We start from the raw sequence: 22,069 nt of genomic DNA on the forward strand, positions 1-22,069 counted from the left end.
CAGCCGAGAAGCGTCAAAACTACCTCTCGAGTAGGGTCCGGATCGCCTCGACCACTTCGGCAGGCGCCTCTTCTGCCATGAAGTGACCTGCGGACAGCGTGCGGTGCTCGAGATCGGGCGCCCACGCTTTCCACAGGGCCTCGGCGTCGTAGCCGAGCATCGAGCCCCAGTCCTGCTGAATGACCGTGACCGGCATGTGCAGCTGGTTGCCCGCCTCCCGATCGGACTGATCGTGTTCGATGTCGATGCCTGCCGACGCCCGGTAATCGGCAACGATCGACGGCACCGCCTCCCGTGAGGCGCGCAGGTATTCCGCCCGCACGTCTACCGGAATCGCTTCGCGGTTCTGCGTCCACACGTCGAGAAAGTACTCGAAGAACGCGTCGGCGCTGGCGCTGATCATCTGCTCGGGAAGACCAGGTGGCTGAGCCATGAGATAGAGATGGAACGCCACAGCAGCATTCGATCCATGCAGGATGTCCCACATATCCAGGGTGGGGAGCACGTCCAGCGAGCCGAGTTGCGTGATCACATTCGGATGATCCATCCCCGCTCTGACGGCAACCAGTGCGCCACGATCGTGGCCGACGAGGGCAAACTTCTCGTGTCCCAATTTCCTGGCCACCTCGACGATGTCGGCAGCCATTGTTCGTTTGGAGTAGGTGTCCGGGTTTTCCTCGACCGGTTTGTCGCTGGCTCCGTATCCGCGGAGATCCGGGCAGATGACGGTGTGATCCGACGCCAAGGCAGTGGCTACGTGACGCCACATGAGGTGAGTCTGAGGGAAGCCGTGCAGAAGGACGAGTGGTGTTCCGCTTCCGCCGACCGCGACGTTGAGCCGCACTCCGTCTGCTGTGGAAATCTGCTGGTAGTCGAAGCCTGGAATGGTGATAGTCATCGATCGCTCTCGTTAGTCGGGGTGATGGCAGGTCGGGGTGATGGCAATCAGCTTCGCCGCAGTCGATGAGCGTTCGATGAGCGCGATAGCGTGGGGAAATGCGAGACCACACATTTGAAGCCCCGGCTTTCGGAGTGCTCGGACCCGTGGTCGCGTGGAACGAGTCTTCACACCAGATCGATCTGAAGGGTCCACGACACCGAGCGGTCCTCGCTCGTCTCGTCGTCGCCCGCGGACGTGTTGTTCCCGTGGACGTGATTGTCGACGACCTCTGGGTCGATCCTCCGTCCGGCGCTACCAGCGCAATACGTACGTTCGTTTCCGCATTGAGGCGTGCGCTCGAACCGGATCGCGCGCCGCGAAAGAAGCCCAAAGTCATTGTCACCGAAGGGCCCGGTTACGCCTTTCATGCAGCACCCGACGCGGTCGACGCTTGGGAATTCGAAAGACTGGTGCGAGAAGCCGCAGATTCGACGCCGGCGCAATCACTCGAACTGCTCCGAACCGCGCTGCAACTGTGGAGAGGGCCGGCCTACGCGGAGTTCGCCGACGAGCCTTGGGCCCGAACGGAGCGATCGCGCTTGGAGGAACTGCGTCTGACTGCCGTCGAACGCTTGGCATCCGCGCAACTCGATCTCGGGCGAGCTGCCGAAGCGATTCCCGATCTGGATGCCCACGTGACGGAACACCCTTGGCGCGAGGATGGTTGGCGACTACTCGCTCTCGCGCTGTACCGGTCCGATCGTCAAGGCGATGCTCTGGCAGTCCTACGTCGCGCACGGAAGTTACTCGCCGAAGAGTTGGGCATCGACCCTGGCCCACGACTGAACGACCTCGAGTCCGACATTCTCCGCCGGGAAACCCACCTGGATCCTGCAGGGGCAGAACAGATCTTCAGTCAGGTTTCGGCAGCGTACGACCGGACCGTAGCGGCAGGATCGAAATCGAGACTGGAGTCAACCGTCGGCCTCCTCCGAAGTTTGGCAGTTGCGGGCGGAAGCGGACTCGAGACTGCCCGAAACCAACGACTGACAATCATCGGCGCCGCTGAACAATTGGACGACGTCGAACTCACCGCGCGGATCATCGGCAATTACGACGTGCCCGGGATCTGGACGCGATCCGACGATCCTCGGCAGGCTACGCAGATCGTCGAGGCCGCTCAGCGCACTCTCGATCGACTTCCGGCCGGCAACGAACCCGCTCGGGCGAGACTGTTGGCGACAATCGCACTCGAATCGCGCGGACTGCCCGGTCATCACGGTCTCGAATGTGCCCGTGCCGCAGTACAGATCGGTCGCGCTCTCGACGATCCAGGGCTCTTGGCCTTCGCTCTGAACGGATTGTTCATGCAGACGTTCTGGACTACCGGTCTGGCCTCCGAGCGCGACGACATCGGCCGTGAACTGGTCGACCTCGCCATTCGACACGGCCTGGCTACCTTCGAGATCCTCGGCCATCTGATCCGCATGCAAGCCCTCAGCGCCCTTGGGCAATTCGATGCAGCCGAGCTACATGCCGAGACGGTTGATCGATTGGCCGGACGTCACGAACGCCCGTTGGCAGCGGTGTTCACCACCTGGTTTCGCGCTGTGCGTACTGCCGCTACCGGCGCGGAGGCCGCGCACTGCGAGAAGCTGTACGAGGCTGCGGCGGTCAATCTTTCCGATGCCGGCATGCCGGGTCTCGCGGACGGCATACTCCCTCTCGCGATTCTCGCCCTCCGCGTATGGCGGGGACTGCCGGCGATTTTCGACCCGACCACGCAGTGGGGCCCGTACGAACCCTGGGCCCGGCCACACCTGCTCATCGCACAGGGGCAGACGAACGAAGCAGCGAAGGCCGTCGAGGCATTGCCGGACCCGCCCGAAGACCTACTCTCCGAGGCACTGTGGTGCATGGCTGCCGCAGCTGCCACTGCAGTCGGCGACCGTCGAGCCAAGGAGCGTGCGCGAGCGGCGCTCCTACCTGCCGCCGCCGAAATAGCCGGCGCCGGAAGCGGAATGCTCACCGTGGGACCCGTCTCGCACTACCTGGCCGAATTGGAGCAGGGCTGAACCGTCAGGTGAATGCAATCACCGTCTCACCCCACGCCTCCCGGATCTCGCGGTCGAGATCAGCGACGACGGCATCGCGTTTGTCGATCAACAGTGTCGAGCGTGTGTCGGTGTCGTAAGTGGGCCACCCCGGGTCCGCACCCAGTTCGCGATGGTCCCCGGCGTCGTAATCGCCTGCAGCTCTGGCAAAGTCCAACCACCTCGCCTGCATGCGCTCAGAGACATGACGCGCCGCGCTCAAGCCACCCAACTTGTAGGTGATGTCTCGTGCCCCGTGGTTGATGTTGCCGAAGACGTAGGCAAGTTCGGTGCCGTGGGTCGCACCGATCTTCAGCGCCTTGAGCATCGGCGGCGCGTAGTCGAAGCGATACAACCACGTCGGCGCAACCTTGCTGTGCGCCTCGGCGATCCACAACGTAGGCAGCCGGAATCCGAAATCACGGGTCAAACCGAGACCGGCGCCCACCTTGGACAGTCCCGAATACGCGCCTTCGATTTGAGAATGATCCGGTAGCTCGAGTCCTGGATGCTCGTCGGCGATCTCCGCGAACATCGACGTGATCACGACGGGATCGATCGGCATCAACGGCGACTTCATCATCCGGAAGAGCGAAGATTCGTCCTTGTTGGTTCCGATGATCAGCGGAATCGGGTGTGCATTGCCGTGACGGAACGCGCGCACCGGGTAGTCAGGGAGCAGATCACCGTCGACGATCGGCGCGAACGCCAAAGTGCCAGGCGTCTCCTGGGGGACGCGAGCAAACAGTTCGTCCGACGGCCCGATCAAGTCTTCGGCAGACGTGGACCGCAACAGACCCAGATCGCTTCCGCCGCTGAAGATCTCGAGAAACAGCTTCGCGACGATCTCACCACGTTCACTACCGTACACCGAAGTGGCGGGCGAACTTTCGGCAATAGCGCGATGAAACAGGCCGCGAGCGGACGGGACGGTCATCAGCGTCGTCACCGCGCCGCCACCTGCCGACTCGCCGAACAACGTCACTTTGTCGGGATCGCCACCGAAAGCCGCGATGTTGCCTTGAACCCATTGCAGCGCTGCAATCATGTCGCGGAGAGCGACATTGGGCTCGAAGGTATGTTCACTCGAATTGAAGGACGAGAAATCGACGAAGCCGAACACACCGATGCGGTAGTTGATCGAGACGACGACAACGTCGCCGTTCTCAGCCAATGTGGTTGCGTCGAAAAGTGGTTGGCTGGACGCTCCGCGGAAATACGCTCCGCCGTGAATCCAGACCATCACCGGTTTACCCGGCGCATCAGAACCGACGGCGCCCGGTGCCCACACGTTGAGGAACAGGCAGTCTTCGTCCATCGGAACGTTCTCACCGAGCGGGATCATCGCGAGTCGACTTTGCGGCTCACACGGCCCGAATTCTGTTGCGTCCTGGACCTCGGTCCAGGGCTTCGGCGGAACCGGCGCGCGAAATCGCAGCGGACCGACCGGAGGTGCCGCGTAACGAATCCCCTTCCAACTCGACACCGAGCCTTCCGTCGATCCTCGAACCGGCCCGCACGTTGTCTCGACTACCGGCGCTTCGCTGGGTGTGATCGTCATTCGATTTCTCCTCGAAAACAAGTTGCTACTTCGACAGGGCTTCGACAACGTGCGAGAGTTCCAATGCTGCCAGCATCAGGAACAAAACGGTCATGATTGCTGCATTGTGGCGGATCAGAGTGCTTTTGGTGGCGCTCAGTGCATCGGTCACCTTCGCCGAGGGCACGGTAGCCAATGCTGACAGCACGATCAAAGCGATGGACGCCCCTACCGCGAACAGGACGGAGTACGCGACCACTGATACCCAGCCGAGGTGCCCGCCACCGATGATCGAACCTGCCTTGAGTTCGAGCGGCAGGTTCTTCGCGTTGGGTACGGTCAACAACAGTCCCAGGACCGCAGCTTTGCCCGGTTGCATCGAGTCGATCTGCGCCAGCCACGACGGCATCGCCGGCTCGGCATCGTCTTTCGGACGGCTACGCCAACTCGAGTATGCGAGCGCCAGAAAACCGACAGTGAACACGACGGCGAACACCGTCTGGACGGTATGCGCGCTGCCGCTGGACTTCGATTCCACTCCGGTGGTCGAAAGTGCCGTCGCTGCTGTGATCGCTGTCGCGGCCAGCACGATGCTCGCGGTGTACGCGAATGCATTTGCCTTCGCCCGAGTGGACAGCAGGATCGCGATGATCGCAACCAGAGGAATCGGGCTGATGACGACGCCGGTGGCGAGTGGGATGAGCTGCGCAGTAATCGATTCCATTTCTGCGACCGTACAAGCGGCCAATCCGGCCATTGGCGAAACGTTCGGCCTCCACGACATCGCCACTCACGGTGTCACAGAAGCACGGCTGTGAGGACCACCCGGTCTTCCTCTTCGACAAGTTCGAGGGACGTTACCGTACCGGCGAGCGATTCAAGCCCGATCCCTGAGTCCCGTGCCACCGGCAGCCGACCCGGCGAACTGATCCGCACTACTACCGCCCGAGCATCGGCGAGTGTCACCTCGAGGAAGACGGGCCCTCCTGCACCGTGTTTCACGGCGTTGGTCAGTCCCTCCGACAGGATCTCCACCACGCTGTCGAGCCGAGCGGAGCCGGAACCGATCACCGCCCAGACTTCGTCGTCGACGTGACTGACGACCGGAATTGCGTAGCGCCACACCGTGACAAGATCATCGATACGCTTTCGGGCATCGGAGTCAGCCGACTGATCGGATGACGCAGACAGGTCGCTTTCCAAGCCGTCGAGAATGTGGGCAATGGTTGCCGCAACATCGACTGGGCGACCGGCAACGGCGTCCGAAGACCATGCGGCCGCTACGAGTTCGCCCTGCACCGACGAGTGCAACAACCTGGCCAGTCCACGTCGGGTGTGCATGAGCTCGGCATGGATACGAGCTGCATCGAGCGCTTGCCGGCTCAGGGCACTGCGGAGTTGACGCTCCTCGTCCTGACGCTGCGTATCCGCAGCCCTGATCAGGCAGACGGACAGCGCAACCAACGGGTAGACGGCCATCGACGAGAGATAGAAAGTCGGGGTACGGCCGAACACCGTCAGGAGCAGCCACGTCGCGGTACTGCTGATCAGCGCACTCGAGCAGTACACCGCAGAAAGAGTCGCGATCCGTCTCAGAGGGCCGTCTCCGCTGCTGACAACTCGGCGAGCGCACGCATTGCCACCGACGAAGAGCCAGAAACCGACGCCGAGCTGGACCGCCGTGAACGTCACGCCGTAAGTCGTGAGCAGGTAGACGGTCACCAGTGCCGTGTACGCGAACACCGGTACGTACAGTGGCGCCGGTTCAACGCTGCGTACGACGCCGATCAGTCGATCTCTCGCCGTCAGCCGCACAGTCGGCGTCGGTGATTCGATCGGGGGAATCTCCCGGAACAGTCGATGACTCATCGGGCGAACCACGTCGTCGGAGATTCGCTTCAAGAGCGCTGCTCCTCGTACTCCCTCGAGTTCCGTTTCAGCAACCGCGTGCATGACTGTCTCGATACTGCGCTCGAGCTCTCGCCGACACTGCGCACGGGTTTGGTCGAGGCGGAATCGATCCCGGGTCTGCTGGAGTTGGACGGCGGCCCCGGCAACCTTCAAACTCCGTTGCAGCGCGAGGCGGTCACGGAGAGCGCCTACCAGTACGGCGGTCAACGACAAGAAGACAACGCTGCACACGACGTTGAGTCCCACCCGGACGAGCATCGGTCTGGGGTCGACGGGGAGTTCGAGCGAGCGGGTGATCGCGTCGAGGACGAACGGGCGGATCGCGCCGATCATTGCGAACAGGGCCAGGGCTGCGAGCTGCGATCGGTGTGCTGCAAGAACAGCCCTCGCCATCAGCAGCATCACCCCGACAACGCAGTGGGTCGCGAAGGCGCCGACTGCCATCACGCCTACTTCGCGCACCCCGGTACACAGGTAGTAGTTGGCCATCACGGTCACCGCGAACGGCAGCGTCAGAATCCAGGACCACTTGGTGACGATGTTCCGATCACCGAGACGAAGCCACCACTCGCGCGGGTTCACACCGAGTCGGTCACTTCGGGCACACCGAAATGGCGGATGAAGATACTCGCAGCAAGCACTCGCGGATTGGTGGACGAATCGTGCGTCAATCCCAGGCTCTCGAGAGTGCGCGCGATGAGCTTCTCCACACCTCGGATCGAGGACCCACGATGCGCTGCGATTGCGCTGTTCGACCACCCGAGCGAGATGTAACGCAGAAGATCGAGCTGTGATCTGGTGAGGCTCGACAAGGCGGAGTCCGGATCACTCCCGAGCGTCGGTGGCTCGGTTTCCGTCAACGCGGCCTCCACTACGCCGATCAACTGATCCGCCGACTGGACAGCCGCCTTGTCCACGAACAGCGATTTCGGCGGCACACCCGCAGAACCTGGCGCTGTCGATGCGTTGGGGTAGTTCGTCAGGAACACGATCGCGCAATGCGGAGCCTTCACGGTGACGATGTTCGCGAGATCGACGCCGTTCGGCCGCACGCCAAGGTCGATGTCCGTGACCAAGAGGTCAGGATCGAATCCGTCGAACTCCGTGAGCGCTTCGACCGCCGATCCGGCCGTATGGACCACGAACCCGGCGTGTGTGAGCGTGTCACCGACGAGCGCACGCATCAGTGGTTGGTCTTCCACCACCAACACCCGTCGCACCCACTGGCTGGTCTCCATGACCAGAGATTAACCGTTGGGAGAGTGCGTATTCGACCGAGCAGGTGGTGACGGATTCCGAGTAACACGGCAGTTATCAACCATGCGGGTTCCAAGCATTTCGCCCGATATGTCCCAAGCGTCGGGGCGCAGGGTGTTCCGAGTCCACACCCCTTCGACCATCAGGACGGGCCATGACCGCACCGATCACCCCGAAGAACACCGCAGTACGACGAGCCACTTTGCTGGCAGTATGCGTGAGCACCGCAATGCTCATGCTCGACATCGCCGTCGTCAACACCGCCCTGCCGTCGATCGCATCCGATCTCGATACCGGAGTCAGCGCCCTGCAATGGGTGATCGACGCGTACACGCTGGCATTGGCGACGGTGGTTCTCAGCGCCGGATCGTGGGCAGACCGACGGGGTCGACGCCATGTTTTCATCATCGGCATTCTGTGGTTCACCACGGCATCTCTGTTCTGCGCTCTGGCGCCGAACATCTGGGTGCTCGACCTCGCGCGGGCCGCTCAGGGTATCGGCGGTGCCGTACTCTTCGCCTGCTCACTTGCCTTGCTGGCGGACGTGTTCGAGAAGGGTCCCCAGCGCGCGACTGCTCTGGCTGCATACGGCGCCACGATCGGGGGCGCGTTTGCCGTCGGCCCACTGGTGGGCGGGTTGCTCACCGAGTTGTTGGATTGGCGCGCAATCTTTTTGATCAACGTTCCGATCGGGTTGATCACACTGGCGATGACGGTGCGGTGGGTTCCCGAGTCACGCGATCCTCGGCCTCGCGGCGCGGACGTGCCCGGGCAGATTCTGGTGTCCACCGGCCTGGCAGCTCTGGTGTTCGGTTTGTTACGCGGTAACGAGGATGGGTGGTTCGAGCCGCAGCCGATGATCGCCGCGGTGATCGCCGCGGCCGCCATGATCGGTTTCTCCCTGCACGAGCTTCGTACCACCGAGCCCATGCTGCCCCCGCATCTGCTCGCCAATCGGGCCTTCGCCGGAGCGCAGATCGCAGCGTTCTCGATCTCCGCCTCCCTGTTCGCGGTGTTCGTCTACACGACCATCTACCTGCAGAACGTGCTGCATCTGTCTCCCGTGGACGCCGGCCTGGTGTATCTACCGGCGACGATAGCGATGTTCGTCGTCGCGGGCGCCACCGCGAAATTGGACGGGCGCATCCCCGTCTCGGTCTCGTTGACGTGCTCGCTTCTACTCGTCTCGGTGGGGCTGGTCGTGATGACCGTCGTCGACGTGACCAGTTCGCCGTACGCGATACTTCCCGGATTTGTTGTCGCGTGCGTGGGGGCCGGGGTGTTCAACCCCGTCATGAGTGGGTTGGTTCTGGGCGAAAGCACTTCGAACCATTCCGGATTGGCCGCAGGGATCAACGACGCGTTCCGGCAGACCGGCATCGCAGTCGGGGTTGCCGTGCTCGGCGCCTTCCTTCCGGCGCAGTCGATGCTGCCCGGCGGATCACCGGACGAGTTTGTCGGTGGACTTCGGTTGGCACTGTTTGTCGCAGCCTTCATCGCAGCTCTCGGTGCGTTGGTCTGTGCGGCGACGCTGCGCACTACCGGCGTCAACCAGACTCTTTCCGAGGAATCCGAGCAGATGTTGACGAGAACTAGTTGACCGTTTTGTTCTGCATGTATGAATTTCGCTCCTTAGAATCGAACCGTCCTGCGTCCGCAGGTACGAGGGGAAACGGATGATCTATCGACTGCTCGGGCCGTTGGAGGTCGCACGGGGTCCGGCGACGAGCGACGTGATCGATCTGGGCCCTCGAAAACAACGAACGGTCCTTGCCGTTCTACTGCTCAACCGTGGTCGCGTCGTCTCCACCGACCGGCTGATCGATGCTCTCTGGCACGACGACGCACCGGCGAGTGCGATGGCAAGCATCCAGGCGTACATCTCCAACCTGCGCCGAGCGCTACGCGTCGAAACCGGTACGGCGTCACCGATAGTGCGTCAATCGCCTGGCTATGTCCTCGAGGTCGCTCCGGAAGACGTCGATCTGTCGGTGTTTCTCGACGACGCCGAAACGGCGCGACAACACGCTGAGAACGAACGGTGGCAGGAGGCTTTGACGACCGCTGACCGTGCCCTCGCCTCGGTCCGGGGGCAGCTTCTCGACGACCTGAACGACGCGCACTGGGTGGAGGTGGAAGCCGCAGCCTTCGAGGAAGTGCGGACCGAGTGCCGGGAGACCCGGATAACGGCGCTTCTGGCTCTCGGGCGCCTGGCACCCGCGCTGGTCGAAGCTGCTCAACTCTGTGGCGAGTACCCGTTCCGCGACCGGACCTGCTGGCTGCGAATGGTTGCCCTGCATCGGGCGGGCAGGTCACCGGAAGCCTTGGAACAGTTTCGATTACACGCGTCTCGGCTCGACGCCGAGCTGGGACTGGAGCCCGGCGGGGAGCTGACAGCATTGCAAGGCGCGATCCTGCGCCACGAACCCGGCCTGGCCGCCTGGCCGCGCACTCCGGGATGGACGGGGGCCGAACAAGTGTCGGTCCCGGCTTCTCCCCCAGCCGTAGCAGCGATGCCCGAGACGGATTCCTCACGCTTGTTCGTCGGGCGCGACGCTCAGACGATTGTCGCCGACAAGATGCTCGACGACGTTCGCCGTGGCTCACCTCGCTGGTTGATCTTGACCGGCCCCGCCGGCATCGGCAAGACACGATTCGCCGAGGAGTGTTCGTCGAGAACAACGTCCATTCGAGGAGCCACCGTCTGGGCACGTTGCCCGGAGGACGACGGAACGCCGCCGTGGTGGCCGATCCGCCGACTGGTTCGGGAACTCGGAGCCGACGCCGATTTCGTACTGACGCCGCCGACGGACATCGATCCGGACGAAGCGAGATTTGCCGTCTACGAACGGGTTCGCACCACCATCGAAGCTGCGGCGAAAGATGCACTGTTGACCGTCGTCATCGACGACATTCAATGGGCCGATCCCACGTCCCTTCGTTGCCTGACCTACCTGGTCGGCGCAATGACCAGTGCCAGAGTCTGGTTCGTGTCGACGCTCCGAGACTCGGAAGTCGGGCCGGCAGTGCGCAAGTTCGAGGAAGCCGTACTCCACGGCGAAGGAAACCGAACCATGATTGTGCCGGCGCTCGCGCAGGGCGAGGTTGCAACACTCGCAAGGTGCGTCTCCGGGGACACGCTCGACGACGCGGAGGCGCGAACCCTGGCGGAACGAACCGGCGGCAACCCGCTGTTCGTCTCGGAGTACGCCAGGCTTCCCCGGAACGAGCGACTGGGCGACGGCATCCCCGTCGCCGTTCGATCTGTCCTCGGTCGACGCCTTGCCGCAGTGGAACCGGCAGTGTTGCACGCTCTTCGGGTTGCCGCAGTTATCGGCGACGCCATCGAGGTGTACACACTCGCCGCAGCCACCCGTCTCGATGTCGACACTCTCGCCGACCATCTCGACGCGGCTGCTGATGAACGAATCATCGTCGCGGACTCGACAAACGGCGGTTACGTCTTTGCTCACGGCCTTCTCCGAGACGAAGTCCTCGAAGCGATACCCACGCTTCGTCGCCAGCGGATACATGCCCGAGTTGCCGAAGTGCTCGAAAATTCCTCCGATCCGGACCGGCTGAGCCGCCGCGCGCAACATCTGATGTCAGCACTTCCCCTGGTCGATCCACTCGTCGTTCTGGAGGCATGCACGGCTGCAGCTCAGGATGCGACCGATCGGTGGAGTTCGGAGACCGCGGCCGAGTGGTGGGAGGCAGCTGTCCGCGCGTTCGACTTACTTCCGGTGTCCCAGCAATCCGCTGACGATCGGGACGACCTGCTGGTGGCCAGAGTCGAGGCCCTCGCCCGCGCAGGTCGAGGGCAGACAGTTCTCGACGTCGTCAATGCCGGTCTCCTCGAGGCTGTTCGGGAGGGGCGAACCTCCGCCGTCGGACGACTGGCAGGCGCATTACTTCGGGCCGCCGGTGCGTGGCCGTGGGTTTCCTACGGTACCGATCCGGGACCACTGCTCGAACGGCTCGCGGCGGTCGAGCCCTTGGTCGAGAACGACAGGTCAGCTCACGCACGGGTTCTTGCTGCGCTGGCGGTGGGAAGTTGCTACCACCCCGAAGCCGAGATCCCGAATCGATGGAGCGCCCGTGCTCTCGACATCGCCCGCGAACTCGACGATCCGGATGTGATCGCGGACGCGCTGCTCGGACGGATTCTGCTTTTCTCCGGAGTCGCGGTGCACAGCGCGGAGTCCATGCGCCTACTGCGCGAGCTTTTCGAACTGCCGCACCAACAATCGCGTGTCGACAGCGTCGTCGCACACGCCGTCGCGAGCATGACGGAGATGAATCTGGCCAATGTCGATGCTGCCGTCAAACACGTCAGGCAGGGGATCATCGGCTGCGAGCTACTGAGACTCCCGGTGGTTCGGGTCCAATTACGCTGGATGGAAGCAACTCTCGCCGAATGGTACGGAGACTTCGCGCAAGCCCGCCGGCAGTACGAGACGGCCAGGCAGATCCATCTGCAAACGGAGTTGTACACGGCTGGCAGCGCAGATCTGGCGTTCAACACTCTGGAATGGGAGCGAGGTGCGTTGGCCGAATCTGATCCCGGTGTCGTGGAACCTGATTCGTGGACCATCGCCATCGACGCCGCCCGAGGCGAGCGCGAGGCCACTTCCGACGGCATCAAGAAGTGGCTGATCAATCGCGGGCCACAGACGTGGACGACATTGGGACACCAGACACTACTTGCACGCGTCGTGGCAGATCTGGAACTGGTCGAATACGCCGACACCTTCATCGAACTTCTCTCGCCACACACCGGCTGCATCGCAACGGTGGGCCATGTCGGTGAACTGGGCTCGGTCGCCGAAGCCTCCGCTCGGCTGCACGCGCTTCTCGGTCACGTCGAGCAGGCATCGACTCTCCTGGATCAGGCCGAGAAGATCGCAACTGGCTCCGGTGGAGCACCAACATTGCTGCGCTGTCGACTGCTTCGGGCGCTGCTTCGAGAGCCGTCCGCCGAACGTGAACGGGAGCTGACGGAAGTGGCGGCCGAATCGGAGACACTCGGCATGCGGGGCGTAGCTGAACGAGCGCGATCGACATGGCCCTGAACTGCGAGAATGCGCTTGGATAAAACTTGGATCCGCTCGGGATACATACGTCAAGAACCACCCAAGCCTGTTCGGACATCCTTCCCTTGACCGAAAGACGGATGAGGAAAGGAAGACCATGAACCTTCAAACCCCCACGCTCGACGCCGCGGTCGAATCACTGCGCGCAGAGGTGACCGGCTCCGTTTCCCTGCCTGGCGAAACGGGATACGAGTTGGCGATTCCGTGGAATGCAGCGGTTCCCGTCGCGCCTGGCGCTGTGGTGGCAGTCGAGAGCGCGCAAGACATTGCCGCAACGGTGCGATTCGCGGCGAAGTTGGGTCTGCGCGTCGGTGTTCAGCGCACCGGCCACGGCGCGGTCCCTCTCGGCAGTGACGTTCTCCTCGTCCACACCGGCAGGCTCACGGAGTGCGTCGTCGACCCCGAAAACCGCACTGCCCGAATCGGCGCGGGCTTGATCTGGCAGGACGTCATCGACGCTGCCGCACCCCACGGCTTGGCGCCACTGGCCGGTTCTTCACCCACTGTCGGAGTCGCCGGCTTCCTCACCGGCGCCGGCATCGGCCCGTTGGTGCGCACGTACGGGCTGTCGTCGGATCACGTTCGTTCGTTCGACATCGTCACCGGCAGTGGCGAACTCATTCATGTCACCCCCGACGAACATGCCGAATTGTTCTGGGGGCTACGCGGCGGCAAGGCCACACTGGGCATTGTCACAGCCATCGAGATCGACCTACTACCTGTCACCCACTTCTACGGCGGTGCACTCTATTTCGACGGCGCAGATGCAAGCGCGGTCGCGCACGCCTGGCTGGACTGGGGCGCCGACCTGCCTGAGCACAGCTCGACCTCTCTTGCCTTTCTGCAACTTCCACCCCTTCCACAGGTTCCGCCGCCGCTGGCCGGCAGGCTCACCGTCGCGGTCAGATTCGCAAGTCTTGCCGAGGAATCCGATGCCAAGTCACTGATCGACCGAATCCGTTCAATCGCAACACCCTTGATCGACGCAGTCGGTGTGCTGCCTTATGCCGCCCTCGGGGCAGTGCACGCCGATCCCGTCGACCCGATGCCGACGCACGAATCCACGGCATTGACCAACGAGCTGTCACACGAGGCCGTCGACGCACTGCTCGCCGCTGCCGGCCCCGGATCCGGTTCACCCCAAACCGTCGTCGAATTACGTCTCCTCGGGGGCGCCCTCGCACGGGAACCTGAGCACCGCAGCGCCTTCTGCCATCGTGACGCTGCCTTCTCGCTGTTCACCGTCGGAGTTCTTGCCCCACCGATGGTCGACGCGGTAGTCCCGCACGCCGAGACTCTCGGACGAACGATGGCGCCATGGACGAACGGGCATGCACTGCCCAACTTCGCGCCGAGCGTCGACCCGGAGAAGATCGCCCGCACCTACGACGAGGACACCGCTCACTGGCTGAGCGCTTTGGCGGACACGCATGATCCACAGGGAGTTCTGGCCGTCGGTCAGGTCATGCGCCGGATCTCCTGAACTTCGCCAACTCTCGCAACCGGACCAGATCCCAGGCGTGCCGGGGGCGACGGATACCCGGTCGATCTCGGGGGACTCTGACCCTCAGCGCCTGCGGACTGACCGTGCATCTGACCGGAGTTGGCATCACCAGCGCCTCGCCGTCGACGCCGACCGGAATCTCGTCGGTGTCGGCGTCGACGATCACCTCGAATCCGGTGCCCTGAGCCAGACCGTGTTGATGCGCCCGATGGAGCAACCCGATGGCCTGACGTGCACTGCTGACGGAGATCGCGACGATTCCGAGAGTGCCCCGGTCCAATCGCGGCCGATGACCGAGCCCCGCCAGGTCGTTCATCTCGTACGGGCCGTTGCTGACCAGCACAGCCTGTGGACCCACCGCGGACACGCTCGGGGAGCGCGCGGTCAGCACCGCTCCGGCACGTCCGGCGAGGAGATCCGGGAGCATCTGCAAGAAGGTGCTGGTCTTGGCGTCGCGGTACTCCGGACTCTGGACTACCTCGGCGTACGCCCCGAACGATGCGTTGTTGACGAAAGTTCGACCGCCGACATTTCCCAGATCCACCGTGACCTCGACGCCGTCGACGAGCGCGTCGAGGCACCGAGATGGATCCTCGAGATCGAGCCCCAGATCCGCGGCGAAGTGGTTGCGCGTTCCCGCGCTGACGACGAGGAAGGGCAGGTCGTGTTCGGCCGCGACAGCAGCAACCAGTGCCTGCGTTCCGTCGCCACCGGCAACACCGAGTAGGTCGGCGCCGTCCGCGACCGCCTGCCTGGCCAAGGCCGTCACGTCGATCTTCTCGGGCCCCTCGAGCAGTGCGACCGTGGCCCCCCGTTCCTCGGCCTTGCGTTTCAAGTCGAACTTCTCGACCTTGCCACCGCCGGAGTTCGGGTTCATCACGAAGAACGGTTTGACGGGCGGCGGTGCAGTTCGCTCGACAACCGGCAATTCCTTCTCCTCCCCCTCCAAGGCGGTGCGAGCGAAGATACCGGCTACGACGAACAACCCGATCGCAAGGAGCACCACCCACAGGAGGCGTTCTCGGACCAGGAAGGTGAGCACCACGATCGGCGTCAGAACCGCCACGGCCAACGAGAGCCAGCGGAGGAATCCGCGGGTGGTCAGAAACCAGTACACGGCTACGACGCACACGACCACCCCACCGATTCCCAGGATCAGCATGGTCAAGGTTTTCAGTCCGGCGAAGATCAGGAGCACCGCGACTGCAAGAACCAGGGCCGCGAAGGCTGCGCGCGCCAACCAACTCTGTTTCGACGAGGGCCGATCCGTGTGGGCAGAGGTCGTCATCGAGCCACCTCCCCGCGATTGTCATTTCGGCCGGTACTTCGACGCTATCCCTTCGAAGCAGGCCAGTCACCTACCGGCAAGAATCTCGCGATCGCGCACTGCTACTTTATGACGACACCTCGTCATAAAAAGGAGTAGCCGTGACAACACCGACGTCCGAAGCGTGGGAATCCGCCGAAGGAACCCTGCCCGGCATTCGGAAAGCCGGACTCCACGGACTGCGTTGGACGGCCTGGTTGGCCGGCGCGACAGGTCTCGCACAGTTGGTGTCGATCGGGCTGAACTTCACCGACACTGTCAGCGGAACCGTTCCGGCCACGTACCCGCCTGTAGATGTGGCGTGCAGCGTCGTCGCGCTCGTTCTTCTGGTCGGCCTGCTTGTCGGCCGCCCCAACGGTCCCGCGATGTTGTCGAGTCTCGCCCTCCTCATGGCCATGCTGATGGCGCCCACCCTTCACAAACATGCACCCGAGTCGCTCTGGCTGGCGGCGGCACACGCCGTCTCGGTCGTCGCCGTCATCACGCTGTCCGTGATGACTTCGCGGTTCTCCAGTGCCGAGTTGGATCGGTCGTGACACCGGATTCACCCCTCTCGCTTGCAGCTGAGGAATGGATCACTGATCTCACTACCGCGGAGATGGAGCGATTGCGCAAACGCACGACGCTCACACTCGCCGAAGAACAAGAGGTCTGCCGATCCGTACGCTCGATCGCGCAGCAGATGATGCTCGCACCCGTCTCGATGTGGCAAGGTGATCCGCGCCTTGTTGCGGACCTGTTCGACCTCCCCGTGACCGTGAATCAGACCCAGGAGGATCGACCATGCCGAAGTTGACCGGTGGTGCGACAACCGCAGAGCACAAAATCGCCACCCGAGAAGCCATGTTGGACGCATTCATTCGCGAACTTCACGAGCAAGGCTGGCAAAACGTGAAGCTGCAGACGGTGGCCCAGGCGGCCGGCGTCTCGCGGACAGCGGTGTACAACTACTTCCCCGACAAATCCGCGTTGCTGCTCGCCTGGTCCACACGCGAGATGGACAGATTCCTACTCCTGGCCGAGCGTGAACTCGCGGACCGCGAGAATCCTGTGGACCGACTCGAAATCCTCGTCAAACTGACACTCGTCGAGTTCTCACTGCAACGATTCACAGGAATCGCGTTGGTCGAATTGTTGTCAGCGCAGGATCGCGAAAGTTTCCTCGAACATATTGTCCCGCTGTCGGTTCTGGTCGAACAGGTCGTCCAGGAAGGTGTCGACGCCGGTGTCTTTGTCGATTCCGATGCTGCCGCATCCGCGCAACTCATCCTCGCCTGCGTGGAAAGCCGACGCCCGATGCTCATGGCCGGCGACCGAGTGGACGCCGTCGTAGCGACCACCGTCCCGTTCATCATGCGCGCGTTGGGCGTTGCGTGGCCGGCTTCCCCCGCGGCCGAACCCTCCGATCGCTCTGCTCACGATCGGTAGGATCGCAGGTATGCATTTCGACCTCCCGCCCATCGATCAGCAGGCCGAGCGATTGATCGAACTCGGTGTTCACGAGATGGCCGGACTTTCTGCCGGCGATGTCAGGGAGGCCGCAACCGGGCACGGTGATGTCGGACTACTCACCGTGCACGAAAAACTGGCTCCGGCTTCAGTTCTGACTCCGCTGCTCGAGCTCGAGAACAAGCGCGGATTCATAGTCGTCGACATGGCGGACGTCGATTTGTTCGCCCCCACCGAGCAGGCAACGCTGCCCGAAAGCTCATTACATCTGCTCAGTGGAGTCGACCGCGGGGATCACCTGGCCAACTGGAGCCCGGACGAAGCATTGCCCGCAATCGTCGACGCACACCGTACGCCGCTGACGCTTACCGAAGGCATCCACTGGCTGTTGCAGCGCCCCGACATTCTCGAACGCGGAAAGTGTTTCATGACCATCGGCTCCCGACTGCGCAAACCTGACGGATCCTTCGACACCAGAACTCCCGCCGTGTGGATCAGCAACGGAACCGGTCGCGACGGCAAAGACAACCGCAACGCCCCGAAAGTCGGGTGGTGCTGGTGGGGTAACCGCCACACGTGGTTGGGGTTCGCATCGGCGAGCGACCGGGTACCGCTCCCGAACTAGAGCACGGTTGCGCGGTCGAATCGGTACCGATCCTTCCACGGCATCTCGGCCTCGAGCATTGCAGCGGCAGAGAGTAATTCCGCGTCGCAACCCCATTTCGCCGAGATCATCACGCCGAGTGGAACGCCGTCTTCCGTCCAACCGAGTGGCAGACTGATCGACGGGAAACCGGTTGCATTGGCGACGACGGTGTTTCCGGTGAAAGCGACCATGTCGATCAGTTCGGTCGCGGGGTCTTCGTCGTTGCGCAACTCCCCGATCGCAAGCGGCGGCTTCGTCACAGTCGGAGTGACAACAAGGTCGGCGTCGGCGTAGTCGAGACTCCATCGCCGCGCCCAGGCCTGAACAATACCGATTGCCGCGGCCAGCTCACCCGAAGACACCTGGTTTGCTTGAACTCGCAAGTGCTGCACTATCGGACGCAGAAGGTGTTCGTACTCCTCCGGGATCGGCTTGGTTCCCGCCAAAGACGAGAACATCTTGACGAAAGCATCGATGAAAATGTCATCGCGAGCCTGCGGTCGCTCGAACACGTTGTGGCCCAGACCCTCCAGCACAGACCCAACCTTCGATACAGCAGCCGAGAGCTGCGCATCCACGGCTCCGCCGGAGACCGATCCGTGAGCAAGAGCGACGGTCAAGGGGCGAGCCCGAACTCCCCCAGCCTGTACGACGAACTCTTCGAACGACTTCGGCCGAGACGGGTGGATAGTTCCGGCGCCAGGTCGCGTCGCCAGAACGTCCAGCAGCGCAGCGGTATCGCGAACTGTCCGGGCGATCGGCCCCTTGCTCGCAAATCCGAAGTTGTCATGCCCCGCCACGCCCATCGTGATCAAACCGCGGCTCGGCTTGAGGCCCACCACTCCGCACGTACTTGCCGGCGAACGCAACGAACCGGCGGTGTCACTTCCCTGCGCAAACGGCACCAGACCAGCGCCGACGGCGGCAGCAGCGCCGCCACTGCTACCGGCGGCACTCCGTGTGCGATCGAACGGACTGCGAGCAGGCGGAGCGACTTCCGGCTCGGTGTAACAGGCTGCCCCGAACTCGGGCACCGTCGTCTTACCGATGTCGATCAACCCACCTTCTCGGATCGCCTCGACGATCTCGTCGTCAGCGTCCGGCACGAAGTCGCGAAAGAGCGCCGATCCGAAGGTCGTGCGAATGCCGCGCGTTGCGTCGAGGTCTTTGATTGCCGTCGGAACGCCGAACAGACGCGGAAGGGGCCCGGCGTCCCGCTCGTCCAACCTGCGCTGCGCTTGTTCGGCGAGGGCGACAGCGTGCTCCCCGGCGATCGTCGTGAAGGCGCCGACGTCATCGGCAGTGGTCGCACGGTCGACGAAGTACCTGGTGACTTCGGGAATCGAGACCTGCTTGGCGGCGATCACACCGGCAAGTTCGACGGCGGACAGTTGATGGAGATCGGTCATCGGGCAGCGCTCCTTGGAGGTCGATGGACACTTGTAATTTCGATACGCGTATCGCTATTGTTGTCAGCATGGTATCCGAATCCACCAGCTCTGCAAGGGCTGGTCGACCAAAAGCATTGAGTCACAGACAGATTCTTGATGCCGCGGCAGAGATCGCCGATACGGACGGCCTGGATGCGGTGTCATTTCGAGTGCTCGCCGAACGACTCGGCATATCGCCGATGTCCGTCCACCGCACAACCGGCGGCATCGACGCCTTGAGGCGAGATCTGATCTCGACTCTCGTAGGCGAAGCCGTCTCGTCGATCGACTGGCCGACCGACTGGCGCGGGGTTGCCCGCACATTCGCCTACGGCCTCCACGACCTCCTGATGCGCCATCCCCTGGTCCTGGAAGCCCATCGGCAGGCATCACTGGAAGCACCCGGGGCCGACGATACCGCCCACCGAGTCGTGAGCGCCCTTTCCTTGGCCGGCCTCGAGGACGAGCAGGCCACGTACGCATACGGCGCGCTGCATGATTTCGTCACCGGACACGTCGCAATTCAATTGGGACGCGGCGCTTTCGACAGCGCACCTGCCGATCGACGCGAGGCATCGGTGTTCGCACTTCATCACGATCCCACCCGAAGGTTCGAGTTCGGAGTCGCCCTCATCCTGGACGGTGTGGCGTCGATCGCGCAGCAAGGAACCACACCATGACGAGCAGCGTGACCACAACCGAAATTCGCGACGCGTCGGGGCGTCGTATCGCATTCTGCGAGTACGGCGATCCGACTGGCCACCCGGTAGTCGTGGCCCACGGATCACCTGGCAGCCGATACGAAGGGCTCTCACTCCACAACGCGTCTTCGACGGCTGGCATACGGCTGATAGTCCCCGATCGACCCGGCTTCGGACGCACGGATCCGTACACGGACAAGGGATTTCATTCCTGGGACGACGACTTCGTCACCCTGGTCGATCACCTCGAGTTGGGCTCGGCCACACTGATGGGTTTCTCCGGAGGCGGCGGTTACGCGCTCGCAGTCGCTGCAGCCGTTCCCGAACGAGTCTCGAAACTGGTGCTGGCGTGCGCCATGATCCCCGGGGCACCGCGAAATACTTTGCGACGCAGAATAAAACTGGTATCTGCGTTGTACTTTGCCGCCAACTGGGCTCCCCGTGTGGCCGGCGCAATGCTCGCAGGAACCGGAGTGTTCTCCAAGCTACGCAGCGACTCAGTCTCGATCTGGCCGGCCGCCGATCAGGCCGTCATGACCGACGAGGTACATCGCCCCGCTCTCCAGTTGGATTCATCCGAAGGGATCGCACAGGGCGGATCCGCAGGGGTTGTCGACTTGGCTCGGTATCGCCACGAGATGCCTGGACTCTTCCAATCGATCTCGGTACCAACGGTTTTCCTACACGGAACCGACGACGGAAACGTACCCATCGAAGTAGCCCGCTGGGCACACTCGTTGATTCCCGACTCTCGCTTCGAAGAGATCAACGGAGGCGGCCATCTGTTCGTCGTCGCCGACCCCACTCCACTCCTTCGCGCCCTCGCCTAATTCCCTCTTGACTCGAACGCGTGTTCGAGTACCCTTTGGGGAGGGGATCGGGGGATTCAATGAGTGTCTTGTTGTCGGATGTGGTGTCTGGTTCTGCGGTGGGGTTACGCGGACGGTTGTGGCAGTTGTCTGCTGCTGAGTTGCGCGCTGCTGCGGTGTCGGCGAGTGCGGAGATTCTGCGCCTCGAGGCGGTTCGTGTGGCGGTGGTGGACGAGTTGTCGTTGCGCCCGGATGATCAGGTGATTGCCAGCCGCGGTGTGGGGTCCTGGTTGGCGGCCAACACGATGCTGCAGGTTCGGGACGGGAAGAAGATCGCCGCGTTGGGTGCAGCTTTGCGGCCGTTTCCTGCGGTGGCGGCTCGGTTCGATTGCGGGGATTGCTCCTTCGAGCACGCCGTGTTGATCGTGGCGTTCTGTGAATCACCACCTAAAGGCATGCCGGAGGAAGCACTCCCGAAGTGCATCGACCTGTTGTTGGCTGCTGCGTCGGGTGTGGAGGCGACGACCACGAAGGTGCGGAACGTGATCGCGACCTTGGAGCGGTTGTTCGAATCCGATGAGATCCCGCCCGCCGAGGATGTCGATCTCAATGAGTTGCGGATCGCGTCGACGTTGAACGGTCGGGTGGTGGTGCGTGGTGATTTCGATGCCCTCACCGGTGAAATGTTGTTGTCGGCGTTGTCGAATTTGACGATGCCGACCCCGGCACCGGACGGAACCCCGGATTCTCGGTCGGCGGCCAAGCGGATGGCCGACGGGTTCACCGAACTGATCCGCCGGTACCTCGACTGCGCCAAAACCGGCACCGACGGTGGTCAGCGCCCGCACGTGAACGTGCACATCAACGCCCGTGATCTCGCTGAGCACCGAGACTGCGCCGCCACACCCTCGCCCGATGGTGGTGGAATGGCTGTGTCGGATCTTGATGTCGGGCACATGCCCTGGCTCGGACCACTCTCGGTGTCGCAGACCCGACTCCTCGGATGTGATTGTTTCCTCTCCACCGTCCTGCTCGACAGTCACGGCGCGCCCTTGGATGCGAAACCAGGAAAGAGGTTGGTCACCGCCGAACAGCGAGTGGCGTTGATCGCCCGAGACAGGGGCTGCGCGTTCCCGGGGTGTTCATGTGTGCCTGCCTGGACGGATGCGCACCATATTAAGCACTGGGCGAACGGTGGCCCGACGGTGATGAACAACCTGGTCCTGCTGTGCCGTTCACATCATCGGTTGATGCACCGGAAATCAGGGTTCGTCGGGAAATGGGTGATCCGAATCGGCGCCGACAACAAACCCTGGTTCGTCCCGCCACCCTCGATCGACCCCGGGCAGCACCCGCGACCGGCGAACACCACCTTCAAAACCTGAGAGGTCAAACCTCCTCGGCGACAACAGAACACGGACCAGCGCCG

At 63.0% G+C, this 22,069-nt stretch carries 18 protein-coding genes; 11 read left to right on the top strand and 7 right to left on the bottom strand.

Annotation, left to right across the window (positions count from 1 at the left end):
• Positions 1 to 19: 19 nt before the first annotated feature.
• Positions 20 to 898 carry an alpha/beta fold hydrolase gene (locus tag M0639_RS27765; protein WP_064075082.1) on the bottom strand — a complete coding sequence of 293 codons (879 nt, stop codon included), beginning with the start codon at positions 896 to 898 and terminating at the stop codon, positions 20 to 22.
• Between the two features lie 98 nt (positions 899 to 996).
• Between M0639_RS27765 and M0639_RS27770 the strand changes: the two genes are divergently transcribed.
• Positions 997 to 2,955 carry an AfsR/SARP family transcriptional regulator gene (locus M0639_RS27770; RefSeq protein ID WP_064075083.1) on the top strand — a complete coding sequence of 653 codons (1,959 nt, stop codon included), beginning with the start codon at positions 997 to 999 and terminating at the stop codon, positions 2,953 to 2,955.
• Between the two features lie 4 nt (positions 2,956 to 2,959).
• Here M0639_RS27770 and M0639_RS27775 read toward each other — a convergent pair whose 3' ends face one another.
• From M0639_RS27775 to M0639_RS27790, 4 genes are all read right to left on the bottom strand, one after another.
• Positions 2,960 to 4,534, bottom strand: coding sequence for a carboxylesterase/lipase family protein (locus M0639_RS27775; protein ID WP_064075084.1), 1,575 nt, complete (start codon positions 4,532 to 4,534; stop codon positions 2,960 to 2,962).
• Positions 4,535 to 4,559: 25 nt separating this feature from the next.
• Entirely contained in the window at positions 4,560 to 5,237 is a 678-nt protein-coding gene (locus M0639_RS27780; protein WP_064075104.1) for a GAP family protein, read from the bottom strand.
• A gap of 74 nt (positions 5,238 to 5,311) precedes the next feature.
• Positions 5,312 to 7,006, bottom strand: a complete 1,695-nt coding sequence (locus M0639_RS27785) for a sensor histidine kinase (protein WP_064075085.1) — start codon at positions 7,004 to 7,006, stop codon at positions 5,312 to 5,314.
• The gene (locus tag M0639_RS27790) at positions 7,003 to 7,662 is read right to left on the bottom strand and encodes a response regulator (RefSeq protein WP_050654977.1); all 660 of its coding nucleotides are present in this window, start codon (positions 7,660 to 7,662) and stop codon (positions 7,003 to 7,005) included. The genes M0639_RS27785 and M0639_RS27790 overlap by 4 nt, the downstream gene beginning before the upstream one ends.
• Before the next feature lie 173 nt (positions 7,663 to 7,835).
• Here M0639_RS27790 and M0639_RS27795 point away from each other — a divergent pair, with 173 nt between their 5' ends.
• The 3 genes from M0639_RS27795 (at position 7,836) to M0639_RS27805 (ending at position 14,257) form a co-directional block, all read left to right on the top strand.
• Positions 7,836 to 9,281, top strand: coding sequence for an MFS transporter (locus M0639_RS27795; RefSeq protein WP_064075086.1), 1,446 nt, complete (start codon positions 7,836 to 7,838; stop codon positions 9,279 to 9,281).
• A gap of 76 nt (positions 9,282 to 9,357) precedes the next feature.
• Complete coding sequence (locus M0639_RS27800) at positions 9,358 to 12,753, top strand: ATP-binding protein (protein WP_082893260.1); 3,396 nt, start codon at positions 9,358 to 9,360, stop codon at positions 12,751 to 12,753.
• Between the two features lie 118 nt (positions 12,754 to 12,871).
• Positions 12,872 to 14,257, top strand: coding sequence for an FAD-binding oxidoreductase (locus M0639_RS27805; RefSeq protein WP_064075087.1), 1,386 nt, complete (start codon positions 12,872 to 12,874; stop codon positions 14,255 to 14,257).
• Here the strand turns inward: M0639_RS27805 and M0639_RS27810 are convergent.
• Positions 14,238 to 15,566, bottom strand: a complete 1,329-nt coding sequence (locus tag M0639_RS27810) for a diacylglycerol/lipid kinase family protein (protein WP_064075088.1) — start codon at positions 15,564 to 15,566, stop codon at positions 14,238 to 14,240. The two genes, M0639_RS27805 and M0639_RS27810, sit on opposite strands and share 20 nt — an antisense overlap.
• 140 nt (positions 15,567 to 15,706) lie before the next feature.
• Between M0639_RS27810 and M0639_RS27815 the strand changes: the two genes are divergently transcribed.
• Genes M0639_RS27815 through M0639_RS27830 form a run of 4 tightly spaced genes read left to right on the top strand, consistent with a single transcriptional unit; the run spans position 15,707 to position 17,679 of the window.
• Positions 15,707 to 16,141: a hypothetical protein gene (locus M0639_RS27815; RefSeq protein WP_054800596.1), complete on the top strand. Its 435-nt coding sequence runs from the start codon at positions 15,707 to 15,709 to the stop codon at positions 16,139 to 16,141.
• Positions 16,138 to 16,401, top strand: a complete 264-nt coding sequence (locus M0639_RS27820; protein WP_007730221.1) for a hypothetical protein — start codon at positions 16,138 to 16,140, stop codon at positions 16,399 to 16,401. Before M0639_RS27815 ends, M0639_RS27820 begins: the two co-directional genes overlap by 4 nt.
• Positions 16,389 to 17,033, top strand: a complete 645-nt coding sequence (locus tag M0639_RS27825) for a TetR/AcrR family transcriptional regulator (protein WP_064075089.1) — start codon at positions 16,389 to 16,391, stop codon at positions 17,031 to 17,033. Before M0639_RS27820 ends, M0639_RS27825 begins: the two co-directional genes overlap by 13 nt.
• A gap of 10 nt (positions 17,034 to 17,043) precedes the next feature.
• Entirely contained in the window at positions 17,044 to 17,679 is a 636-nt protein-coding gene (locus M0639_RS27830) for a DUF5701 family protein (RefSeq protein WP_047272329.1), read from the top strand.
• Here the strand turns inward: M0639_RS27830 and M0639_RS27835 are convergent.
• Positions 17,676 to 19,109, bottom strand: a complete 1,434-nt coding sequence (locus M0639_RS27835; RefSeq protein WP_064075090.1) for an amidase — start codon at positions 19,107 to 19,109, stop codon at positions 17,676 to 17,678. The two genes, M0639_RS27830 and M0639_RS27835, sit on opposite strands and share 4 nt — an antisense overlap.
• Positions 19,110 to 19,225: 116 nt before the next feature.
• Between M0639_RS27835 and M0639_RS27840 the strand changes: the two genes are divergently transcribed.
• The 3 genes from M0639_RS27840 to M0639_RS27850 are packed head-to-tail and all read left to right on the top strand — an operon-like array spanning position 19,226 to position 22,025.
• Entirely contained in the window at positions 19,226 to 19,810 is a 585-nt protein-coding gene (locus M0639_RS27840) for a TetR/AcrR family transcriptional regulator (RefSeq protein ID WP_230587537.1), read from the top strand.
• The gene (locus M0639_RS27845; protein ID WP_064075091.1) at positions 19,807 to 20,661 is read left to right on the top strand and encodes an alpha/beta fold hydrolase; all 855 of its coding nucleotides are present in this window, start codon (positions 19,807 to 19,809) and stop codon (positions 20,659 to 20,661) included. The genes M0639_RS27840 and M0639_RS27845 overlap by 4 nt, the downstream gene beginning before the upstream one ends.
• 59 nt (positions 20,662 to 20,720) lie before the next feature.
• Entirely contained in the window at positions 20,721 to 22,025 is a 1,305-nt protein-coding gene (locus M0639_RS27850; protein WP_064075092.1) for an HNH endonuclease signature motif containing protein, read from the top strand.
• The last annotated feature ends 44 nt before the right edge of the window (positions 22,026 to 22,069 follow it).

The sequence above is a fragment of the Rhodococcus qingshengii JCM 15477 genome (genome assembly GCF_023221595.1).
Taxonomy (GTDB): Bacteria; Actinomycetota; Actinomycetes; order Mycobacteriales; family Mycobacteriaceae; genus Rhodococcus_F; species Rhodococcus_F qingshengii.